Origin of the sequence: Lactiplantibacillus garii (assembly GCF_003885105.1) — a bacterium.
GTDB classification, from domain to species: Bacteria; Bacillota; Bacilli; order Lactobacillales; family Lactobacillaceae; genus Lactiplantibacillus; species Lactiplantibacillus garii.
Map to the genome: position 1 here is coordinate 1 of NZ_QWZQ01000100.1, position 2,077 is coordinate 2,077.

Here is a 2,077-nt window from a genome sequence, read left to right on the forward strand (position 1 = left end):
ACATAAAATCGTCCGTAGTTGATCAAATATTTGCTGAATAAATCCCGCATTCATTTTGTAATCAGTATTATCATTAGGCAAAGGCCCTTGTAATCCCAAAAAGGACGTTGCGGTCGGTTGTCTTAAGAAAATGACAAAACTATCAAATAGCTCCAGATATCTTTGCACGAAATAATTATCATCCAATCTGCTAACACCTTTGTTAAAAATATGATTTAACTTGTCCAAGTCAGCTCCATCAATTATTTCTAACTCCGAACTAGTTAATCTTTGGGCAATCACATCTGTCATCTGATTTTTCATTGAATAATTTTTTTCGTACGCACAAAAAGCAGAAACTTGAATCCCCATCTCATCATATTTTTTTGCAATATTAAATTGAGCTTTTGTTGCATCTGTAAGACATTGTTTTCCTTGAAAAAAGTGTCCTTGTAGCTGGTCTTTTAAATAGTCCATGTCATAATTGTCCAGAACAGTCTTTATGTCTGCAGTTGCGGATAATCCTAAAACATTAGCCTTTTTAATAACGTCAAGTAAGAACCGCTCGGGTGTTTGCTGTAAAAAAGCCCCATTGATGTTGGTTCGCATAGCATGTCTATCTGAATCAGCTAATGCAAAAATTTGTAATCCTCGTTTTTGAAACTGTTGATACCCAGCTGGTCTTGTATTAGTACCAAAAAACTTACTTTGCTGAGGAATTTGACGGAATCCCAAATCCTCCCACACTGCAACTAAAACATCTATTTGATCATTAGTTAGTCCCAGAGCATTATAGATTGAATAACTGGCATCATGAATTGTCATTTGATTTTCGGTACTCACTCGGAGTTTGTTCACACTATCCGCATACTGTCTAGCCGCACTAAAAAAAACCTTTGCAAACTTTTCTAAAAATATCGTCACTTGTGCCAACATTTCACTAAAATGCAAGTTATTTTTCTCTTGACTATGATTTATGTCAACCCGCTTTTTTTCACTATTTAAATGAGTTTCCCAATTCTCATTTCCTGAAATCAATAAGTAGTATGGCAGATGAAAAATGTAATTGTCCGATGTATTAGATTCATCGCTCTTGTATAGGTAATCTAATTTATAACGTTGACACATTTGGTTAGCCCGCTTTAATAGTTGGGTGTAATTAGTCTTGTTTAAAATAATTTCACTTAATTCCGTCGGTTTATTTTGCGGTAATTCTATTAGTCCATTTCTAATGGCATTAAACAGGCCCAAAAAATCCGTCTTCATCATTAATGCCCGCTCAATCGCGTCAGATAAAAATTGATTCTTAGTTGAATCAAATTCATCCAGTATGACTAACGCATCATTTAAAACATCTGCTTGCAAAAATTCTTGACTCCCTTGCGAAAAGAATTTTGGAAAACTTTTCTTAAACTTCATAGTTGTCATGATGCAAATTTGCCGGTGATCTAAATCAATACTCGGATAAATTTTAGATACCCATTGGCTAACCTCATCTACATTAGACCTCACGTAATTACGAATTTTTACCCGTGATTCATTAGCACTACTATCTTTAACTCCAACCTTTAAACATAAATACTCAATTACCTTTTGCCGAAAAACATACTCGGATTTTTTTAGAGCACTGTACGTAGTAATATCGTTTTCTTTCTTCATCATTTTCTTCGTGAAATAATATTGATCACTTAGCAAGTTCAGTCTTTCTTGCACCTGTTCATTCTCGAATAGCTTCCGCGGAATTCCTTTAATCTTGCCATCATCACGTTTATTAAAATCCTCAATAATCAACGCAACTGTATCCGTCAACGACCTCATTATGGCAACATGTTGATAAAAAGGCTTTTTACTCCTATTTTTCCATTCAGCTTTAAAACTGCTAATATTCAAATTTTTCTTCTGATCCGAAATAAAAAATCCACGGAATTTTGGATCATTAATTGCTTTTCCCACTAAAAAACGCGTAATGGTAAACGTCTTTCCAGACCCAGTAGGTGCATTCAACGTCATTAAATTTCCTCGATTACCACGTTTTTCAAGTGCTTCATACATGTTATCAAAATCTTCAATTTTCATTTTTATACATCCCCCATATAGG

General features: G+C 34.4%; 1 pseudogene. It reads right to left on the reverse strand.

What is annotated here, in order from left to right:
- Nucleotides 1-2,055, reverse strand: a pseudogene (locus D1831_RS14145) (hypothetical protein); the annotation flags it as partial.
- Nucleotides 2,056-2,077: the final 22 nt, after the last annotated feature.